Source organism: Kocuria cellulosilytica (genome assembly GCF_040981245.1).
Classification (GTDB): domain Bacteria; phylum Actinomycetota; class Actinomycetes; order Actinomycetales; family Micrococcaceae; genus Kocuria; species Kocuria cellulosilytica.
Window position 1 is genome coordinate 260,501 of record NZ_JAVFWZ010000004.1, and the last position, 15,798, is coordinate 276,298.

Here is a 15,798-nt window from a genome sequence, read left to right on the forward strand (position 1 = left end):
GGGCCGGTCCGGGGCGGAGCCCGGGGACCGTCGGGTGCGCGAGGCGGGACTCGAACCCGCACGCCGGTCAGGGCACAGGAACCTAAATCCTGCGTGTCTGCCAGTTCCACCACTCGCGCCGAGGGGCCCGTCCGGGCCCCTCGGCCATCCTAGCCTCAGCCCGCCAGGCCGAGGTCGCGGCGCAGCTTCGCCACGTGGCCCGTGGCGCGCACGTTGTACTGCGCGAGCTCCACGTCGCCGTCGGGGCCGACCACCACGGTGGAGCGGATCAGGCCCTCGTAGGTCTTCCCGTAGTTCTTCTTCTCGCCCCAGGCCCCGTAGGCCTCGGCGACCCGGTGGTCGGCGTCGGAGAGCAGGGGGAAGTCGAGGGACTCCTTCTCGGCGAACCGCGCCAGGGCCTCCGGCCCGTCGGGGGAGATGCCGAGCACGGTGAACCCGTCCGCGGCGAAGCGCTCCAGGCTGTCCCGGAAGTCGCACGCCTGCGTGGTGCAGCCGGGGGTGGACGCCTTCGGGTAGAAGTAGACGACCACTCGCCGCCCGCGGTGCTCGGCGAGCGAGACGGTCCGGCCGTCGGCGTCGGGCAGGGCGAAGTCGGGGGCCTTCCGGCCCGGTTCGAGGCGTGCTGCCATGGGGGTGCTCCTCCGTCGTGTCGGTGGTGTGGTGCCGGCCGCGGCGCGGGTGCCGCGGGACGGCCGCGGACCACGAACACTACCGCCGCCCGCGCCGGGATCCCGTGCTCCGCCGGAGCCCGTTCCGGCCCGCCGCGCGTTCACGCGCAGAGAAATGCTCATAAGTTTGCTTAGCATGGTGCTGTATTCGGGGTTCCGGGTCGGTAGACTGCTTTGCATGCCTTTCACCACTCAATGGCCGACCAACCGATTGCTCTCGACCGCGGCCCGGCTCGTGGAGCACGCGTGGAACGAGCGCCTGGCCACGCTCGGTGTGACCCACGCGGGCGTCATGGCCCTGGACGTGCTGAAGACGGCGGGGAGCATGACCCAGGCCCAGCTGGCGCACCGGGTCCGGGTGCAGGCCCAGACCATGGGCAAGACGCTGCACCGGCTCGAGCTGCACGGCCACGTCACCCGGTCCAAGAACGTCCGGGACCGCCGCAGCCACCTCGTGTCGATCACCCCGGAGGGCAAGCGCATCCTCGAGGCCGCCACCCAGCTCGAGGACGAGCTGGTGGACCACGGGCTGCTCACGGACGAGAACCTGCGCCGCACGCTGGCCGACATCATCACCACGCTCGGCGGCGCCCGCTGGAAGCTGCGGGTCCAGCCGGACGGGACGGTCACCGACGCCGGTTCCGCCGACGCGACCACTCCCGAGGAGTCGCGCGAGATCGCCGAGGCCGGCAACCAGGAGGACGCCGTTCCCTGATCCGGCCGCAGCACGGTCCCCGGGGCGGGGCCGGAACGCCGGCGGGGCCCAGGGGCCCGTCGAGCGCGCGCGAGGCCACGAGTGGGGAGCACCGGGGGACGCCGAGGACCCCGGTTTTTTTCGTGCCGGTCGCCCGTGCCGGGGGAGCGGGCCCGGGGGGGAGTGCCGGGCGGTGCAGGGCGCGTCCCGGCGCGGCGACCGCCCCGGACAAAGGCGGGCCGCCGGCCGGGGACGACGAAGGGCCCCACCGCGCTGCTGCGCGGTGGGGCCCTTCCGTGGTGCGCCCCCTCGGACTCGAACCGAGAACCCATTGATTAAGAGTCAATTGCTCTGCCAATTGAGCTAGAGGCGCTGGTGGTGCGGCAAGAACAGTAGCACGTCCGCGGCCCGGCGGCCGAATCGCGCCGGCCGGCGTCCGCCGGGTCCCGTCTCGCAACGAGAGAAGACTCTACCACCTCGGACCGGCTTGTCCATTCCGCGGGTCCTGCCCGTGCGGCGGCCCCGGGGGCCGCGACGTCTACCATGGCCGTCATGGCCTCCGCACCGACGTCCGCGCCGTCCACCCCGTCCGTCCCGCTCTCCGCGCTGCGCGTGGTCTCCCTCCCGGAGCAGGAGCTCGTGGACCACCTGAGCGCCCGTGTGCCGGGCTTCCGCTGCGTCCTGTGGGACATGGCCGGCGACCCGGTCGGGGCCCGCGCCGACGAGATCGACGTGGCGGTGGCCCCCGTTTCCGGCCCCTGGACCGAGGCCCTCCCGGCCGCGACGCGCCTGCGCCTCGTGCAGCTGCAGACCACCGGCTTCGACGGCGTGCCGGAGGCCGTCGGACCCGACCTCGCGCTCTCGAGCGCGGGCTGGGTGCACGCGGCCGGCACCGCCGAGCTGGCCCTGGGCCTGATCCTCGCCGCCCAGCGGGAGCTCGACCGCGCCGTGCTGCAGCAGCGCGACGGCGTCTGGCGCCGCTTCGCGACCCGCAGCCTGGCCGACAGCCGCGTCCTGCTGCTGGGCGTGGGAGGAATCGGCTCCGCCGTGGTCGACCGGCTGCTCCCCTTCGAGGTCGAGGTGACGCGCGTGGCCTCCCGGGCCCGCACCGACGAGCGCGGCCCCGTGCACGGGGTCGACGAGCTGCCCGGGCTGCTGCCGGACACGGACGTGCTCGTGCTGGCCCTGCCCGCGAGCCCGGCGACGGACGGGCTCGTCGACGCCCGAGTGCTGTCCCTGCTGCCCGACGACGCCCTGGTGGTCAACGTGGGCCGCGGCCGCGTGGTGGACACCCCCGCGCTCACCGAGGAGGTGCTGTCCGGCCGGCTCCGCTGCGCGCTGGACGTCGTCGAGCCCGAGCCCCTCCCCGGCGACCACCCGCTGTTCCGGGCCCCCGGGGCGATCCTCACCCCGCACACCGGGGGTTCCTGCACCTCGTACCGGCCGCGCGTGCGCAGGCTGCTGCGGACCCAGCTCGAGCGCATCGCCGCGGGGGAGCGGCCCCTCTTCCTGCAGCAGGAGGGCCGGCTCGACGTCCCGGCGCCCGGGAACCGGTAGCCAGGACGTGCCGTGTCTCACATCGTGGGACACGGAGTCCGAAGATTGACACACCCGAGCGGGCGGCAGAGCATGGGAGCATGCAACTCAGCCACGGTGTCGTCCAGCTCACGGTACGCGTCCTCGTCGGACGCGGGGCCTGAGCCGACGACCGGTCGAGCGCACGGGCCCTGTCGCACCTCCCGGTGCCGCGAGGGCCCTTTTTCTTGCCCGGCGCCCACGGCGGAGCGACGTCCCCGCCGGAACAGAACCACCCAGACCAGAAGGACTGCTGACATGAGCAAGGGACAGCCGATCAGCCCAGCGCTGATGGCCACCAAGCGCGCGGAGACCGCCGCCGACCACCGGCCCCCCGGGGCCCCGGAGAAGTCCGTCCCCGCGGTCCCGTCCGTCATGGGCCCCAGCAACACGGTGGCTCCCACGGAGATGACCGGCTCCCAGGCCGTGATCCGGGCGCTCGAGGAGCTCGGCGTGACCGACGTCTTCGGCCTGCCCGGCGGCGCCATCCTGCCCACCTACGACCCGCTCATGGACACGGACCGGATCAACCACATCCTGGTCCGCCACGAGCAGGGCGCCGGGCACGCCGCCGAGGGCTACGCCCTCGCCTCGGGCCGCGTGGGCGTGTGCATCGCGACGTCCGGGCCCGGCGCCACGAACCTCGTCACCGCCCTCGCGGACGCGCACATGGACTCGATCCCCATGGTCGCGATCACCGGGCAGGTCTCGTCCAAGGTGATCGGCTCCGACGCCTTCCAGGAGGCGGACATCGTCGGGATGACGATGCCGGTGACCAAGCACTCCTACCTGGTGACCCACGCCGAGGACATCCCCCGCGTGCTCGCCGAGGCCTTCCACCTGGCCTCGACCGGCCGCCCCGGCCCGGTGCTGGTGGACATCGCCAAGGACGCGCAGCAGGACACCATGACGTTCTCCTGGCCGCCCCGGATGGACCTGCCCGGCTACCGGCCCGTGACCCGCGGGCACGCGAAGCAGATCCGGGAGGCCGCGAAGCTCATCGCGGCCGCCCAGCGGCCCGTGCTGTACGTGGGCGGCGGGACGATGCGCGCCGACGCGGCCGCCGAGCTCATGGAGCTGGCCGAGCTGACCGGCGCGCCCGTGGTGACCACGCTGACGGCACGGGGCGTGTTCCCGGACTCCCACGAGCAGAACCTCGGGATGCCCGGCATGCACGGCACCGTCCCGGCCGTGTACTCGATGCAGCAGGCCGACCTGCTCGTGACCCTCGGCGCGCGCTTCGACGACCGCGTCACCGGCCACCTGGAGACCTTCGCGCCCACGGCCAAGATCATCCACGCGGACATCGACCCCGCCGAGATCTCCAAGAACCGCACCGCCGACGTCCCGATCGTGGGCGACGTGAAGGAGATCCTGCCGGACCTCGTGGTCGCCGTGCGCCAGGAGTTCGAGCGCAGCGGCAGCCCCGACCTCTCGGCCTGGTGGACCGCGCTGAGCAGCCTGCAGGCGACCTATCCGCTGGGCTACCCCAAGCCGGCCGACGGCCTGGGCTCGCCGCAGCACGTGATCGAGCGGATCTCCGCCCTGACCGGGCCCGAGGCCGTCTACGTCTCCGGCGTGGGGCAGCACCAGATGTGGAGCTCGCACTTCGTGCAGTACGAGCGCCCCCGCCAGTGGCTGAACTCCGCCGGTCTGGGGACCATGGGCTTCGCCGTGCCGGCCGCGATGGGCGCCAAGGTCTCCCAGCCCGACCGCGTGGTCTGGGCGATCGACGGCGACGGCTGCTTCCAGATGACCAACCAGGAGCTCGCCACCTGCACGATCAACAAGATCCCGATCAAGGTGGCGGTGATCAACAACTCCTCGCTGGGCATGGTGCGCCAGTGGCAGACGCTGTTCTACGACGGCCGGTACTCCAACACCGACCTGAACACCGGCCACGACAGCATCATGGTGCCGGACTTCGTCAAGCTCGCCGACGCCTACGGGTGCGCCGCCCTGCGCTGCACCCGCGACGAGGACGTGGACGACGTCATCCGGCAGGCCCTCGAGATCAACGACCGCCCCGTGGTGATCGACTTCGTGGTCTCCGCGGACGCGATGGTGTGGCCGATGGTGCCCTCCGGCGTGTCCAACGACCAGATCCAGATCGCCCGCAACATGACCCCCGACTGGGACGAGGAGGACTGACCATGAGCCGACACACCCTCTCCGTGCTGGTCGAGGACAAGCCGGGCGTGCTGACCCGGGTGGCCGGACTGTTCGCGCGCCGCGCCTTCAACATCGACTCGCTCGCCGTGGGACCCACGGAGCTCGACGGCGTCTCCCGCATCACCGTGGTGGTGGACGCCGAGGGCGAGCTGCTCGAACAGGTCACCAAGCAGCTGAACAAGCTCATCAACGTCATCAAGATCGTCGAGCTGACCCCCGAGTCGTCGGTGCAGCGCGACCACATCATGGTCAAGGTCCGCGCCGACGCCGCAACCCGTCTGCAGGTCACCCAAGCCGCGGACCTGTTCCGGGCCACCGTTGTCGACGTCTCCACCGAGTCGCTCGTCATCGAGGCCACCGGCGCCCCGGAGAAGCTCCGGGCGCTGCTGGACATCCTGGAGCCGTTCGGCGTCCGGGAGATCGTCCGGGCCGGTACGCTGGCCCTCGGACGTGGTCCCAAGTCGATGAGCGACCGCGCCCTGCGCCACTGACGCCCCCGGGCGGCGGTGGACGCGGGCGCCCGGCCCACAGACACCCCAACCACCTCGCGGCGGCGCAGCCGCCGCGCCCACCCATGCTTCAAGGAGACAATCCCATGGCAGAGATCTTCTACGACGACGACGCCGACCTCTCGATCATCCAGGACCGCTCCGTGGCCGTCATCGGCTACGGCTCCCAGGGCCACGCCCACGCGCTGAACCTGCGCGACTCCGGCGTGGACGTGCGCATCGGCCTCGCCGAGGGCTCGCGGTCCCGGGCCAAGGCCGAGGCCGAGGGCCTGCGGGTGCTCACCGTCGCGGACGCCGTCAAGGAAGCCGACGTCATCATGATCCTGACCCCCGACCAGGTCCAGCGCCACGTCTACGCAGAGTCCATCGCCCCGAACCTGGAGCAGGGCGACGCCCTGTTCTTCGCCCACGGCTTCAACATCCGCTTCGGCTACATCGAGGCCCCGGAGGGCGTCGACGTGGTCATGGTCGCCCCGAAGGGCCCGGGCCACACCGTGCGCCGCGAGTTCGAGGCCGGCCGTGCCGTGCCCGCCCTCGTGGCCGTGGAGAAGGACGCCTCCGGCAAGGCCCTCGAGCTGGGCCTGTCCTACGCCAAGGGCATCGGCGGCACCCGCGCGGGCGTCATCAGGACGACGTTCACCGAGGAGACCGAGTCGGACCTGTTCGGCGAGCAGGCGGTCCTGTGCGGCGGCATGTCGCACCTGGTCCAGTACGGCTTCGAGACGCTGACCGAGGCCGGCTACCAGCCCGAGATCGCCTACTTCGAGGTGCTGCACGAGCTCAAGCTCATCGTGGACCTCATGGTCGAGGGCGGCATCGCCAAGCAGCGCTGGTCCATCTCGGACACCGCCGAGTACGGCGACTACGTCTCCGGCCCCCGGGTCATCAGCCCCGCGGTCAAGGAGAACATGAAGGCCGTGCTGGCCGACATCCAGGACGGCACCTTCGCCAGGCGCTTCATCGAGGACCAGGACAACGGGGGCGCCGAGTTCCGGAAGCTGCGCGAGAAGGAGGAGTCCCACCCGATCGAGGTCACCGGCCGGGAGCTGCGCAAGCTCTTCGCGTGGACCTCCCCGGATGCCGACTACGTCGAGGGCACCGCCGCCCGCTGATCCGCGCCCGCCCCGCCGCCGCGAGCGGTGCCGGGGCACCGGCCGAGGGGCCGCGCCCGCACGTCATGCGCCGAGCATTCCGTGCGGTCGCGGCCCCTCGCCGCGTCCGGGCCCTGCCCTGCGGGCGGTGGCAGCCGCCGCGCGCCCCGGGCGGTGACCGGGCTCAGCCCTGCCGCACGACCGGCACGCCCTCGGAGGGCTGGACGACGACGAAGCCCGGGCCGGAGAAGGCGAGCTGGAACGACTCGCCGGAGCCCCCGCGCAGCAGCGAGCCCATCGACAGGTCGTTCTGGATCCCGGGCACGAGGTTCGCCGACCACGCGACCGCGGCCTGCGGGTCCACGAACGTGGGCTGCCCGGAGCAGTCGAGGATCATGGGCGGGCCGTCCGAGCACAGGGCGAGCACGCCGTGGCCGGAGAGCTCCAGGTTGAACAGCCCGCCGGCCATCAGCCCCGCCCCGCCCACCCGCCGGATGTCCCAGGCCAGGGTGTCGTCGAAGGCCAGCAGGGACGCACTGCCGACGCTGAGGGCCTCGCCCTCGAGCAGGACGGTGAACACGTGGCGCGCCTGGCGGGCGAAGAACACCTCGCCCTCGCCCGCGACCCGCATCATGGGGGCGTCCTCGCTGGTCAGCACCTTCTTCATGAGCTTGCCGATGGAGCCGGCGCCCTCGTGCCGGAAGCTCATCCGGCCCTGGTAGGCGACCATGGCGCCCTTGGTGGCGACGACGTCGGGGCCCAGGCCCACGCGCAGCATCCGGTCGGACTGCCGTGTCCAGCGCTCCCGGCTCTGCTGCTCGAAGTGGTCCTGGGCGAAGAGCTCGCTGCGCACGGTGGCCTCCCGGGGTGCTCGGTGCTCGCTGTCCCCACCATCGTGGCACCGGCGGCCCGGGCCCGCACCCTCCCGGAGGTCGGTAGAGTGGAGGCCGTGACTTCCTCCCACCGCACCCCGTACTACATCACCACGGCCATCGCGTACCCCAACGGCACCCCGCACATCGGGCACGCCTACGAGGTCATCGCGACCGACGTCATGGCCCGGTTCAAGCGGCTGGACGGCTACGACGTCCGCTTCCTGACCGGCACCGACGAGCACGGCCAGAAGATGCAGCAGACCGCGGAGAAGGAGGGTCTCACGGCCCGGGAGCTCGCGGACCGCAACTCGGCGCGCTTCCGGGAGATGGACGACGCCCTGAACATCTCCTACGACCGCTTCATCCGCACCACGGACGCCGACCACTACGCGGCGTCGGCGGCCATCTGGCGGCGGATGGAGGAGGCCGGGGACATCTACCTCGGCAAGTACGCCGGCTGGTACTCCGTGCGCGACGAGGCGTTCTACGGCGAGGACGAGACCGAGGTCCGGGAGGACGGCGTGCGGTGCTCGACGGGCACCGGCACGGAGGTCACCTGGACCGAGGAGGAGTCCTACTTCTTCCGTCTCTCCGCCTACCAGGACCGGCTGCTGGCCCTCTACGAGCAGGAGGGCTTCGTCTTCCCCGAGACCCGCCGCAACGAGATCGCCTCGTTCGTGCGCTCGGGGCTGGAGGACCTCTCGATCTCCCGCACCACCTTCGACTGGGGCGTGCCCGTGCCGGGCAATCCGGACCACGTGATGTACGTGTGGGTGGACGCCCTCACCAACTACCTCACCGGGGTGGGCTTCCCGGAGACCGACGCCGAGACGTTCCGGCGGTACTGGCCGGCCGACGCCCACGTGATCGGCAAGGACATCGCCCGCTTCCACGCCGTGTACTGGCCGGCGTTCCTGATGTCCGCCGGGCTGCCGCTGCCCCGGCGCGTCTTCGCCCACGGCTTCCTCTTCAACCAGGGCGAGAAGATGTCCAAGTCGGTGGGCAACGTCATCGACCCGCACGCCCTCGTGGCCGAGTACGGCCTCGACCCGCTGCGCTTCTTCCTGCTGCGCGAGGTGCCGTTCGGCCAGGACGGCAGCTACTCGCACGACGGGATCAAGAACCGGATCAACTCCGACCTCGCCAACGACCTCGGCAACCTCGCCCAGCGCTCGCTGTCGATGGTCGCCAAGAACTGCGAGGGCCGGGTCCCCGTGCCGGGGGAGCTCACCCCCGAGGACCACGCCATGCTCGCCGCCGCGGCAGGGCTCTACGCGCCGGTGCGCGCCGAGTTCGACGAGCAGCAGTTCCACCGGGCGCTCGAGCGGATCTGGCGGGTGGTCGCCGAGGCCAACCGGTACTTCACGGCCATGGAGCCCTGGAAGCTGCGCAAGACCGACGCCGAGCGGATGGCCACCGTGCTGTGGGTGACGCTCGAGGTGGTGCGCGTGGTCGGCGTCCTCGTGCAGCCCGTGATGCCGGACGCCGCCGCCCGGCTGCTCGACGTGCTCGGCCAGGAGGAGGGCGGGGCGCGCCTCTTCACCGCCCTGGGCACGCCCCTGGCCGCCGGCACGGAGCTGCCCCGGCCCGCGCCGGTGTTCCCGCGCTACGAGGAGCCCGCGGCGCTGCAGGCCTGAGCCCACCAGTCCGTCCACCATGTGAGACGTCAGTCCACTCCGTGGTCGGACGGGTCGTCGTGCTCCTATCCTGGGCCCATGAGCCAGCCGACGCCCGCAGCAGCCCCCGCCCACCTGAAGATCGCCCTCGTGCCCGGTGACGGCATCGGCCCCGAGGTCGTGGCCGAGGCGGAGAAGCTCCTCGACGCCGTGACCGCCGCGGCCGGTGTCACCGTGGAGAAGCGGGAGTTCGGCCTCGGCGCCCAGCACTGGCTGGAGACGGGGGAGACCCTCACCGACCGTACGCTGGCCGAGCTGCGGGCCTACGACGCCATCCTGTTCGGCGCCGTCGGCGCCGCCCCCGGCGACCGGCGGGTCCCCTCCGGGATCATCGAGCGCGACGTGCTGCTGCGGATGCGCTTCAGCCTCGACCACTTCGTCAACCTCCGCCCGTCCAAGCTCTTCCCGGGCACCACCAGCCCGCTCGCCGACCCCGGGGACATCGACTTCGTGGTGGTGCGCGAGGGCACCGAGGGCCCCTACGCGGGCAACGGCGGGGTGCTGCGGGGCGGCACCGACGCCGAGATCGCCACGGAGGTCTCGCTCAACACCGCGTACGGCGTCCGCCGGCTGGTGCGCTACGCCTTCGAGCTCGCCGCCGCCCGCGAGCGCAAGCGGCTGACCCTGGTGCACAAGCACAACGTGCTCGTCCACGCCGGCCGGCTCTACGCCCGCCTCGTCGAGGAGATCGGCGCCGAGTTCCCCGAGGTCGCCGTCGACTACCTGCACGTGGACGCGGCCACGATCTTCCTCACGACCGACCCGGCACGCTTCGACGTCATCGTCACCGACAACCTCTTCGGGGACATCCTCACCGACCTCGCCGGGGCGGTGACGGGCGGCATCGGCCTGGCCCCGGCCGGCAACATCAACGCGGACCGCACCGCCCCGTCGATGTTCGAGCCCGTCCACGGCTCCGCCCCGGACATCGCGGGACAGCAGAAGGCGAACCCCGTGGCGGCGATCCTCGCGACCGCCATGATGCTGGAGCACCTCGGCCACCCCGGACCGGCCGCCCGGATCGAGGCCGCGGTCGAGCAGGACCTCGCCGCGCACGGCAACGAGACCCGCACCACCGCCCAGGTGGGCGACGGCGTGCTCGACGCCCTCGCCTGAGCGGGCCCGCCCGTCCTCCGGGGATAGGCTGGGGCACGGAAACAACAGCTGAGCCCCGCGTGCCGGTCGCCACGGGGTCGACCTCGCAGGGAGACGCAGTGACCACACAGCCCACCACCTTCGCCCACCGCCTCAGCCAGGACCCGGTCCCGGAGGAGGTGCGGGCCGCCATCCTCGCCGATCCGGGCTTCGGCACGAACTTCACCGACCACATGGTGAAGATCGACTGGTTCGGGGACGTCGAGAAGGGCACGGGGCGCTGGAGCGACCCCAGGATCGAGCCGTACGGACCGCTGGTGCTCGACCCCGCCGCGGCCGTGCTGCACTACGGCCAGGAGATCTTCGAGGGGCTCAAGGCCTACCGGCACGCGGACGGCTCCGTGTGGACGTTCCGGGCCGACGCCAACGCCGCCCGGCTCAACCGGTCCGCCCGCCGGCTGGCGCTGCCGGAGCTGCCGGAGCAGATGTTCCTGGACTCGCTGCGGGAGCTCGTCTCGGTGGACGAGCAGTGGGTCCCGGACGGGGACGGCGAGTCCCTGTACCTGCGCCCGTTCATGATCGCCACGGAGGCGTTCCTGGGGGTGCGCCCGTCCCGGCAGGTGCTGTACTCGGTGATCGCCTCCCCGGCGGGGAACTACTTCGGCGGTCCGGTGAAGCCCGTGGACATCTGGCTCTCCCGGGACTACGCCCGGGCCGGGCGCGGCGGCACGGGGGCGGCCAAGTGCGGCGGCAACTACGCGGCCTCCCTGGTGGCCCAGATGGAGGGCGACGCCCACGGGTGCCAGCAGGTCATGTTCCTGGACCGCGACCGCGGGGACGCGGTCGAGGAGCTGGGCGGCATGAACGTGTTCTTCGTCTACGAGGACGGCCGCCTGGTGACGCCCGAGCTCACCGGCACGATCCTCGAGGGCGTCACGCGCCGCTCGATCATCCAGCTCGCGCAGGACCGCGGGATGCGCGTCGAGGAGCGCCGCTTCACCCTGGACGAGTGGCGCGAGGGCTGGCAGGCCGGGACCATCACCGAGGCCTTCGCGTGCGGGACCGCGGCCGTCATCACGCCCATCGGCAGGCTCCTCTCGGCCGAGGAGACCATCGGCGACGAGGGGGCCCGGCCCGGCGAGGTCACCATGGACATCCGCCGCCAGCTGCTGGAGATCCAGACGGGCCGCGCGGAGGACCCGCACGGCTGGCTGACCCGCCTGGTCTGAGCCCCCGCGGCCCCCGGCGCCGCCGCCGGGGGCCGCGCGCCCGCCCGCAGGCCGTGGGATAGCCTGGTCCCATGCGAATTGCCAGGTTCACGGTCGACAACGAGATCCACTTCGGCGCGGTGCAGGGCGCCGCCGGCGAGGAGACGGTCACCGTCCTCGCGGGCGACCCCTTCTACACCGGGATCAATCCCACCCAGCAGCGCCACGACATCGCCGACGTCCGCCTCCTGGCCCCCGTGATCCCGCGCTCCAAGATCGTGTGCGTCGGGCGCAACTACGCCGACCACGCGGCGGAGCTGGGCAACGAGCTGCCCGCCTCCCCGATGCTGTTCTTCAAGCCCAACACCTCCGTCGCCGGTCCCGGCGACCCCGTGACCCTCCCCCCGTGGACCGAGCAGGTCTCGTACGAGGGCGAGCTCGCCGTCGTCGTGGGACGGATGTGCAAGGACGTCCCGGTGGAGCGCGTGCCCGAGGTCGTCTTCGGCTACACGGCCGCCAACGACCTCACCGGCCGCGACGTGCAGAGGACCGACGGCCAGTGGGCGCGCGCCAAGGGCTTCGACGGGGCCTGCCCGCTCGGGCCCTGGATCGAGACGGACCTCGACACCTCCGCCCTCGCCGTGCGCAGCCGCGTCAACGGCGAGACCAAGCAGGACGGCAACACACGGGACATGGTCTTCGACGTCCCGTTCCTCGTCTCCTACGTCTCCCAGGCGTTCACGCTCCTGCCCGGCGACGTCATCCTCACCGGCACGCCCGCCGGCGTCGGCATCGTCGACGAGGGCGACCGGATCGAGGTGGAGGTCGAGGGCATCGGCGTCCTGCCGACCGTCCTGCGTCGCTGAGCCCCGCCCGCCCGCACCACTGCACGAGCCCGCCCGCACCCCGACCGATCCACGAAAGAGCCATGACCGACACGCCCACCGCCCAGGCCACCTCCTCCGCCCCGTCCTCGCCCGTGCGCGTGCGCTTCTGCCCGTCCCCGACGGGCACCCCGCACGTGGGACTGATCCGCACCGCGCTGTTCAACTGGGCCCACGCCCGGCACACCGGCGGCACCATGGTCTTCCGCGTCGAGGACACCGACACCGAGCGGGACTCGGAGGAGAGCTACCAGCAGCTGCTCGAGGCGCTGGCCTGGCTGGGGATCGACTGGGACGAGGGCGTCGAGACCGGCGGTCCGCACGCGCCGTACCGGCAGTCGCAGCGCCTGGACGTCTACCGGCAGGTGGCGGACCGGCTCCGCGAGCACGGAGCCGTCTACGAGGCGTACTCCACCCCGGAGGAGGTCGAGGCCCGGCACCGCGCGGCCGGGCGCGACCCCAAGCTCGGCTACGACAACTTCGACCGCGACCTCACCGAGGAGCAGATCGCGGCGTTCCGCGCCGAGGGCCGGGAGCCCGTGCTGCGGCTGCGGATGCCGGACGAGGACATCGTGGTCCAGGACATGATCCGCGGCGAGATCGTCTTCCGGGCCGGGTCCATCCCGGACTACGTGGTGGTGCGCGCCAACGGCCAGCCGCTGTACACGCTCACCAACCCCGTGGACGACGCCCTCATGGAGATCACCCACGTGCTGCGCGGCGAGGACCTGCTCTCCTCGACGCCGCGCCAGATCGCGCTGTTCCGGGTGCTGGTGGAGATCGGCCTCGCGAAGTACGTGCCCGAGTACGGCCACCTGCCCTACGTCATGGGCGAGGGCAACAAGAAGCTGTCGAAGCGCGACCCCGAGTCCAGCCTCTTCCACCTCAAGGACAGCGGGTTCATCCCCGAGGGCCTGCTCAACTACCTGGCCCTGCTCGGCTGGTCCCTGTCCGCGGACGAGGACGTCTTCACCGTGGAGCAGCTCGTGGAGCACTTCGACGTCCACGACGTCCTGGCCAACCCCGCGCGGTTCGACCTCAAGAAGGCCACCGCCATCAACGGCACCCACGTCCGCCGGCTCGACCCGGAGGACTTCCGCGACCGGCTGGTCCCGTACCTGCAGGCCGGCGGCGTGCTGGGGGAGACCCTGGACGAGCGCCGGCGGGAGATCCTCGACCGGGCGGCGCCCCTGGTCCAGGAGCGGATGAACCTGCTCGGCGAGGCCCCCGAGCTGCTGTCCTTCCTCTTCGCCGGCGACGACGAGATCGAGGTGGCCGACGACGCCCGCAAGCAGCTCAAGGACTCCGCCGGCGACGTGCTCCGGGCCGCGCTCGCCGCCCTGGAGCCCCTCGAGGACTGGAGCGCCGCCGCGCTCGAGGCCGCGCTGCGCGAGGCCATCGTGGACGGACTGGGCATCAAGCCCCGGCTGGCCTTCGGGCCCGTCCGCATCGCGGTGTCCGGGCGGCGGATCTCCCCGCCGCTGTTCGAGTCCCTCGAGATCCTCGGCAAGGACTCCTCCCTGACCCGCCTGCGCGCGCTCGCCGCCCAGCTCGGCTGAGCACCCGTCCGCCCGGCGACGACGGTCCGGGCCACCCTCCGCGGACGGTGGCCCGGGCCGTCGTCGTCATCTGCGCGCACCCCGCCCCTCCGGCGTAGCCTGGAGCACGGGAGGCGATCACGATGGAACCGACCGACGACCAGATCGAGGTGCTGCGCGCGGGACGCCCGCAGCACCGCAACCCGGTGCAGCGGGACACCGTCACGTGGCTGCGGACCGGGGCCGCGACGGGCGGTGAGCACGCCCTGCTGCACGTCGAGGTGGAGCCCGGCGGCGAGGTGCGCCCCCACTACCACCGCCGGTCCGGGATGCGCCTGCGCGTCCTCGAGGGCACGCTGCGGGTCCAGGTCGGCCACGTCGTGCGGGACCTCGGCGCCGGGGGAGAGGCCGAGGTGCCCGAGGAGCACCTGTTCCGCTGGAAGAACCCGGCCGGGAGCCCGGCCCGGTTCGTGCTCGAGGTGCGCCCCGCCCACGAGGGCTTCGAGAAGGGGCTGGTGGCCCTGTACGGGCTAGCCCGGGACGGACGGGTCCGCCCGGGCGGCCGGCCGAGGAGCCTGCTGCGCACGGCCCTGCTCATCCAGTGGACGGACATCAACCTGCCGGGGATCTACCGCTGGCTCGGGCCCGTCCTCCGGGCGCTGGCGGGGATCGCCCGCCGCCGGGGGATCGACCACGAGCTCGAGGAGCGCTACTGCCGCTGAGCCCGATTTGCCGCCCCGCCGGAAGGCCGGTATAGTTTTCTTGCGTTGCGCCGGTCGCCGCGGGAAACCGCCGGGCCGGGGACGACAGTGGGATATGGTGTAATTGGCAACACTACGGTTTCTGGTACCGTCATTCTAGGTTCGAGTCCTGGTATCCCAGCGCTGCTCCATCGGAACAGTACGGCCCCATCGTATAGCGGCCTAGTACGCCGCCCTCTCACGGCGGTAACGCGGGTTCGAATCCCGCTGGGGTCACCACCGCTGAACACCCCCGGACCACACGGTCCGGGGGTGTTCCCGTCTGCGCTCGGGGTCTGTGCTCCGGTGCGCGGTCCGGCGTCCGCAACGGGTCGCCGGACCTGGTACAGTGTACGAGGCCGGTCGCGGGAAACCGCGGTCCGGCTCGGCAGGGCCCCATCGTATAGCGGCCTAGTACGCCGCCCTCTCACGGCGGTAACGCGGGTTCGAATCCCGCTGGGGTCACCACGGACGAAGCCCCCCGGACCACACGGTCCGGGGGGCTTCGTCGTCCCCGGGGTCCGGGAGCCGCAGGCCTCCGCCGGCGGCGACCACGTCGTGGCCCTCGTGCGTCGCGCGGTCCGTCGTTCCGCCGAACGGCCCGGGCGCCCGGGCCCGCGCAGGGTCAGCGGGGCTGGGCCGGGTTGAAGGGCGTGCCCTGGGACGGCGGGTTGACCGGAGGCCCGGAGGTGTCCGGCGAGACCGGTGACCCGCCGCTCGTCTCGGAGACCTCGGGCGCGGCCGAGGGCACCGCACCGCTGGGCTCGGCCCCCTCGCGAAGCGCCTCGATCCGGCTCTCAAGGACCTGGGTGACGGGCAGCCTGTTGCCGTGCGCCACCTCGTAGTCGAGCAGCTGCCGGACCCCGTTCTCGTCGAGCCCCGTGATCTTCGAGGCGAGCACGCCCACGGGGAGGTGGTCGTAGTCGGGCAGCGGGAGGTCGTCGTGCTGAGGGATGTCGTTCACGTCTGCTCCTTGGCTGGTGGCCGCCGGCCCGGACGCCGGCGGCGAGGGTCCTGCCAAGGTAACAGTCCGCCGGGCCCGGCGTCAGTGTGCTGATGGACCGGTGTCGTCC

The 15,798-nt window shown here is 72.4% G+C and carries 14 protein-coding genes and 5 tRNA genes; 14 read left to right on the forward strand and 5 right to left on the reverse strand.

Translation table 11 applies throughout. The annotated features are described in order from the left end of the window. Window positions 1–35: 35 nt before the first annotated feature. Window positions 36–119: transfer RNA gene (locus RCG67_RS08750), tRNA-Leu, on the reverse strand. Window positions 120–155: 36 nt separating this feature from the next. Further along, window positions 156–629 (reverse strand): thioredoxin-dependent thiol peroxidase, encoded by a 474-nt coding sequence (gene bcp, locus RCG67_RS08755; protein WP_368825756.1) that lies wholly within the window; start codon window positions 627–629, stop codon window positions 156–158. A 217-nt stretch (window positions 630–846) separates the two neighbouring features. On the opposite strand from bcp, the gene RCG67_RS08760 reads away from it, so the two are divergent. Continuing rightward, complete coding sequence (locus tag RCG67_RS08760; protein ID WP_368825757.1) at window positions 847–1,383, forward strand: MarR family winged helix-turn-helix transcriptional regulator; 537 nt, start codon at window positions 847–849, stop codon at window positions 1,381–1,383. A gap of 276 nt (window positions 1,384–1,659) precedes the next feature. Here RCG67_RS08760 and RCG67_RS08765 read toward each other — a convergent pair. After that, window positions 1,660–1,735: transfer RNA gene (locus RCG67_RS08765), tRNA-Lys, on the reverse strand. Between the two features lie 170 nt (window positions 1,736–1,905). Here RCG67_RS08765 and RCG67_RS08770 point away from each other — a divergent pair. From RCG67_RS08770 to ilvC, 4 genes are all read left to right on the forward strand, one after another. Next, a complete protein-coding gene (locus RCG67_RS08770) occupies window positions 1,906–2,919 on the forward strand; it encodes an NAD(P)-dependent oxidoreductase (protein WP_368825758.1) in 1,014 nt (337 codons plus the stop codon). Between the two features lie 276 nt (window positions 2,920–3,195). Beyond that, window positions 3,196–5,088, forward strand: a complete 1,893-nt coding sequence (locus RCG67_RS08775; RefSeq protein ID WP_058874673.1) for an acetolactate synthase large subunit — start codon at window positions 3,196–3,198, stop codon at window positions 5,086–5,088. 2 nt (window positions 5,089–5,090) lie between these two features. Further along, the gene (gene ilvN, locus RCG67_RS08780) at window positions 5,091–5,600 is read left to right on the forward strand and encodes an acetolactate synthase small subunit (protein WP_058874672.1); all 510 of its coding nucleotides are present in this window, start codon (window positions 5,091–5,093) and stop codon (window positions 5,598–5,600) included. A gap of 104 nt (window positions 5,601–5,704) precedes the next feature. After that, a complete protein-coding gene (ilvC, locus tag RCG67_RS08785; RefSeq protein ID WP_368825759.1) occupies window positions 5,705–6,730 on the forward strand; it encodes a ketol-acid reductoisomerase in 1,026 nt (341 codons plus the stop codon). A gap of 163 nt (window positions 6,731–6,893) precedes the next feature. Here the strand turns inward: ilvC and RCG67_RS08790 are convergent, their stop codons facing one another. Beyond that, window positions 6,894–7,562 (reverse strand): AIM24 family protein, encoded by a 669-nt coding sequence (locus tag RCG67_RS08790; RefSeq protein WP_368825760.1) that lies wholly within the window; start codon window positions 7,560–7,562, stop codon window positions 6,894–6,896. 96 nt (window positions 7,563–7,658) lie between these two features. Here RCG67_RS08790 and metG point away from each other — a divergent pair, with 96 nt between their 5' ends. The 9 genes from metG (at window position 7,659) to RCG67_RS08835 (ending at window position 15,193) form a co-directional block, all read left to right on the forward strand. After that, on the forward strand, window positions 7,659–9,221 hold the full coding sequence (gene metG, locus RCG67_RS08795; RefSeq protein ID WP_368825761.1) for a methionine--tRNA ligase: 1,563 nt from the start codon (window positions 7,659–7,661) through the stop codon (window positions 9,219–9,221). A 78-nt stretch (window positions 9,222–9,299) separates the two neighbouring features. Then, on the forward strand, window positions 9,300–10,376 hold the full coding sequence (locus tag RCG67_RS08800) for a 3-isopropylmalate dehydrogenase (RefSeq protein ID WP_368825762.1): 1,077 nt from the start codon (window positions 9,300–9,302) through the stop codon (window positions 10,374–10,376). A 98-nt stretch (window positions 10,377–10,474) separates the two neighbouring features. After that, window positions 10,475–11,584: a branched-chain amino acid aminotransferase gene (locus tag RCG67_RS08805; protein WP_368825763.1), complete on the forward strand. Its 1,110-nt coding sequence runs from the start codon at window positions 10,475–10,477 to the stop codon at window positions 11,582–11,584. Window positions 11,585–11,655: 71 nt separating this feature from the next. Next, window positions 11,656–12,429, forward strand: coding sequence for a fumarylacetoacetate hydrolase family protein (locus RCG67_RS08810; RefSeq protein WP_368825764.1), 774 nt, complete (start codon window positions 11,656–11,658; stop codon window positions 12,427–12,429). Between the two features lie 62 nt (window positions 12,430–12,491). Continuing rightward, the gene (gene gltX / locus RCG67_RS08815) at window positions 12,492–14,006 is read left to right on the forward strand and encodes a glutamate--tRNA ligase (RefSeq protein WP_368825765.1); all 1,515 of its coding nucleotides are present in this window, start codon (window positions 12,492–12,494) and stop codon (window positions 14,004–14,006) included. A 122-nt stretch (window positions 14,007–14,128) separates the two neighbouring features. Then, window positions 14,129–14,707 carry a cupin domain-containing protein gene (locus RCG67_RS08820; RefSeq protein WP_368825766.1) on the forward strand — a complete coding sequence of 193 codons (579 nt, stop codon included), beginning with the start codon at window positions 14,129–14,131 and terminating at the stop codon, window positions 14,705–14,707. An 88-nt stretch (window positions 14,708–14,795) separates the two neighbouring features. Further along, a tRNA-Gln gene (locus tag RCG67_RS08825) sits at window positions 14,796–14,867 on the forward strand. A 22-nt stretch (window positions 14,868–14,889) separates the two neighbouring features. After that, window positions 14,890–14,965 (forward strand) — tRNA-Glu (locus RCG67_RS08830). A gap of 152 nt (window positions 14,966–15,117) precedes the next feature. Beyond that, window positions 15,118–15,193 (forward strand) — tRNA-Glu (locus tag RCG67_RS08835). Between the two features lie 157 nt (window positions 15,194–15,350). Here the strand turns inward: RCG67_RS08835 and RCG67_RS08840 are convergent. Continuing rightward, complete coding sequence (locus RCG67_RS08840; RefSeq protein ID WP_368825767.1) at window positions 15,351–15,689, reverse strand: DUF8129 domain-containing protein; 339 nt, start codon at window positions 15,687–15,689, stop codon at window positions 15,351–15,353. Window positions 15,690–15,798 lie beyond the last annotated feature (109 nt).

Coding starts and splice junctions, on each gene's coding strand:
- RCG67_RS08800 (WP_368825762.1), top strand. CDS start 9,300: ATGAGCCAGCCGACGCCCGCAGCAGCCCCCGCCCACCTGAAGATCGCC.
- gltX (WP_368825765.1), top strand. CDS start 12,492: ATGACCGACACGCCCACCGCCCAGGCCACCTCCTCCGCCCCGTCCTCG.
- RCG67_RS08770 (WP_368825758.1), top strand. CDS start 1,906: ATGGCCGTCATGGCCTCCGCACCGACGTCCGCGCCGTCCACCCCGTCC.
- ilvN (WP_058874672.1), top strand. CDS start 5,091: ATGAGCCGACACACCCTCTCCGTGCTGGTCGAGGACAAGCCGGGCGTG.
- RCG67_RS08760 (WP_368825757.1), top strand. CDS start 847: ATGCCTTTCACCACTCAATGGCCGACCAACCGATTGCTCTCGACCGCG.
- RCG67_RS08810 (WP_368825764.1), top strand. CDS start 11,656: ATGCGAATTGCCAGGTTCACGGTCGACAACGAGATCCACTTCGGCGCG.
- RCG67_RS08775 (WP_058874673.1), top strand. CDS start 3,196: ATGAGCAAGGGACAGCCGATCAGCCCAGCGCTGATGGCCACCAAGCGC.
- bcp (WP_368825756.1), bottom strand. CDS start 629: ATGGCAGCACGCCTCGAACCGGGCCGGAAGGCCCCCGACTTCGCCCTG.
- RCG67_RS08820 (WP_368825766.1), top strand. CDS start 14,129: ATGGAACCGACCGACGACCAGATCGAGGTGCTGCGCGCGGGACGCCCG.
- ilvC (WP_368825759.1), top strand. CDS start 5,705: ATGGCAGAGATCTTCTACGACGACGACGCCGACCTCTCGATCATCCAG.